This window comes from Streptomyces alkaliphilus, from assembly GCF_014141535.1.
Taxonomy (GTDB): domain Bacteria; phylum Actinomycetota; class Actinomycetes; order Streptomycetales; family Streptomycetaceae; genus Streptomyces; species Streptomyces alkaliphilus.
Genome location: NZ_VKHT01000661.1, coordinates 1 through 2,969, shown reverse-complemented (window position 1 = coordinate 2,969; position 2,969 = coordinate 1). Strand labels below are relative to the sequence as shown.

4 protein-coding genes are annotated in these 2,969 nt (G+C 72.7%); 2 read left to right on the top strand and 2 right to left on the bottom strand.

Going from position 1 to position 2,969, the window contains the following annotated elements:
- Together FNQ90_RS18135 and FNQ90_RS18130 are read left to right on the top strand one after the other, a co-directional pair.
- A partial coding sequence (locus FNQ90_RS18135; protein WP_228471364.1) for a hypothetical protein occupies positions 1-298 on the top strand: 298 nt, incomplete at its 5' end.
- 173 nt (positions 299-471) lie between these two features.
- Positions 472-828, top strand: coding sequence for a hypothetical protein (locus FNQ90_RS18130; protein WP_182607343.1), 357 nt, complete (start codon positions 472-474; stop codon positions 826-828).
- Between the two features lie 46 nt (positions 829-874).
- Here FNQ90_RS18130 and FNQ90_RS18125 read toward each other — a convergent pair whose 3' ends face one another.
- Together FNQ90_RS18125 and FNQ90_RS18120 are read right to left on the bottom strand one after the other, a co-directional pair.
- Positions 875-1,531, bottom strand: a complete 657-nt coding sequence (locus tag FNQ90_RS18125) for a response regulator (RefSeq protein WP_182607342.1) — start codon at positions 1,529-1,531, stop codon at positions 875-877.
- Positions 1,528-2,969: sensor histidine kinase (locus FNQ90_RS18120; protein ID WP_182607341.1), on the bottom strand; the 1,442-nt coding region annotated here is incomplete at its 5' end. The genes FNQ90_RS18125 and FNQ90_RS18120, both read right to left, overlap by 4 nt.

The following is a 2,969-nucleotide window of genomic DNA, read 5'->3' as shown; positions in this document are numbered from 1 at the left end:
ATCGTTTCCCGTTGTTCGGTTGATCGACACCGAACGGCTTCATTCCCCGGGCGCCGTGACGAAGGATGATGTGCGGGAGAACGACCGTACCGAAGCCCGGATCTCCGCCGTGATGTCCATCCTCGGAGTTCTCATCACAGCTCTTCTCCTCTTCGGTGCCGTGCGCGAGTACCGCGCCGATGGGGCGGGCGTGTGGGTGGGGGCGGGAGTGGCGCTGTTCCCGCTCAGCACGTGCACGTTGGTCCGGAACCTGCGCCGGGGGCGGCAGCGGGTCCGGCAGGAGACCGGCATCGGGTGAGTCCGGGCCGTCACCGGTCCGGGAGGGGGCGCCGTGCGGAGAGTACGGAAAGGAACGCGGTGGGCCAACCGCCTGGAGTTGGTCTGGTTGGTGTGGGGTTTTCACGCGGTGATCGCCGCAGGCTTCGCCTGGGAGGAACGGCAGGGGATCCCGGGCTGCGACACGAGCCGGGGATGGGGTGGAGCGATGTCTTCCTGAGCCCGTACGTCCTGGTCGTCTGTACGGCCCTCTCCCTCTATTTCCTGTTCTCTCCGGCCTTCCTCCCGGTGGTGATCCGGGAGGACGCCGGTCTCCGTCCGTCCGGGCTCCCTGCCCGGCTGCGGTACCTGGTGCGCGAATTGGTGCTGGTGGGCGCGATGGTGGCCTTGGCCGCCCTCGCCGCCGGGTACCCGCCGGGTGCCGCCTTCGGGGAGTTCCTCACCGCCCCCCTGGCGTGGATCTTCCCCGGCCTGTTGGTGGCCTACTGTCTCTTCTCCCCCTGGCTCCTCTCCCTGGGCTGGGGAAGCTCGGAGGACGACGAGGACGACTGACTCGCCGGCTCATCTCGCCCCCGCCTCCGCGCCCCGCCCCCGGCGTCTACGGGCGGGCCACGCCGTTGCGGTACGCCCATACGACGGTCTGGAGGCGGTCCCGGGCCCCGATCTTGGTCATCGCCCGGCCCAGGTGGGACTTGACGGTGCTGGTCTCGATGAACAGTTCCCGCCCGATCTCGGCGTTCGACATGCCCCGGGCGAGTAGGCGGACGATCTCGGTCTCCCGGTCCGTGAGCAGTTCGGCGGCCTCCGGTGCCGGTCGGTCGGCGGGTGTGCGGCGGGCGAACTCGTCCATGACGCGTCGGGTCACCGCCCGGTCCACCAGCCCCTGGCCCCGGGCGACCCGACGCACGGCGTCGACCAGTTCATCGGGGTCGGTGTCCTTCAGGACGAACCCGGCGACACCGGCCTCCAGCGCGCCGAAGACGTACTCGTCCAGGTCGAAGGTGGTGACGACGAGAACCTTGGGCGGGTCCTCCACGGCGCGGGAGAGGATCTCGCGGGTGGCGGACAGGCCGTCACCGCCGGGCATCCGCACGTCCATGCAGATGACGTCGGGCTTCAGGCGTTCGGCGAGTTCCACGGCCCGGGGGCCGTCGGCGCACTCCCCGACCACCTCGATGTCCTCGGCCGTGCCGAGGATGACGCGGAAGCCCGCCCTCACCATGGCCTGGTCGTCCACCAGGAGCACCCTGATCACCGTTCGTTCCTCTCCGCGCCATCGTCCGTGTGCCGCGCCGCGCCGGTCGGGGTGTCGCCGGCCGGGACCCGCTCGCGGTCCACCGGGACCTCCAGCCGGACGCGCCATCCGCCCGAGGGGGTCGGCCCGGCCGACAGTCGGCCGTTGACGAGTTGGGCCCGCTCCCCCATCCCGAGCAGTCCCATCCCCCGGTGGGCGGAGCCCTTCGCGGCCGTGGTGTCCTTTCCCGTCCCCCGTCCCGGACCGTTGTCCACCTCCAGGACGACCCGGCCGGCCTCGTGGCACAGGAGGATCCGCACCGGGGCGCCGGCGGCGTGATCGCGGGCGTTCGACAGCGCCTCCCGGGCCACCGCGTGGACGGTGACATCGGCGACCGGCGGCAGTGCGTACGGCTCGCCCTCCCGGACGAGTTCGACCGTGGTGCCCAGCTCCCGTTCCGCGCGCACCAGGGTGTCGAGGGCGGCGACCCCCGGCATCGGCGCCCCGAGCGGCACCGGCCCGTCCCGGTCCCCCTCCCCCGGGTCCGACCGGTCCGCGTCCCACCCGGGGTCGCGCAGGGTTCGGGCGATCAGGCGCAGGCCGTCGAGGGTTTCCCGGCCCCGGACGCGGATCCAGGCGGTCGCCTCGCGGGCGGCGTGGTCGTCCCGGCCGATGAGTCGTTCCACGGCCCCTGCCTGGACAACCATTCCGGACAGGTGGTGGGCGGCGATGTCGTGCAACTCGCGCGCCATGTTGGTCCGTTCGGTCCGGATGGCGTGTTCGGCGCGTTCCCGCTGGGCACGGATCGCCTCCTCAGCTCGGATCCGCAGGAGCGTGAGGTACCGGCGGCGGGTTCCGACATGGACCCCGACGAGCGCGGAGCCGCCGTAGACCAGCACGGCCCAGACCGTCGCTTCGAGGAGGCGCAGCATCGGGGCGTCCCCGACACCGACCGGGAACCCGGGGTCCACCGCTGCGGCCGAGGCCGCGAGCGCCCCGGGGACCACGGCGCCCAGCAGGCCGTGGAAGACGACCACGACCGCCAGGACCCGGGCCGGGTACCGGATGGGCAGGAGGGTGCCGAAGGTGTAGGCGGCCACGAAGGGCGCGAGCCCCTGGAAGTTCACCCCCGGAGGGAAGAAGGGGAGGATCGCGAGTTGGAGGACCGCGACGGTCACCAGGCACGCGACCGGGTTCCGACGGCGCACGCACAGCACCGCCGACTGCGCGCCGACGAGCAGGATCAGGGCCACCGTGGCGGGCTGCGGGATCCGGATGCCCTCCATCCGCGCGAGAAACAGGAGGGTGAGCAGGAGCAGGCCGACGGAGAGAACCGCGACGGCCGCCGCCGCCGGGCGGTCCCGCTCGAAGGGGGTGCGCAGCCCCGCGCGGTTCAGTCGCTCGTCCAGGCCGGCGGCGAGGCGGGAACCGATGCCCCGGGGCGGGACCGGGCCGGTCC

Coding starts and splice junctions, on each gene's coding strand:
- FNQ90_RS18130 (WP_182607343.1), top strand. CDS start 472: ATGGGGTGGAGCGATGTCTTCCTGAGCCCGTACGTCCTGGTCGTCTGT.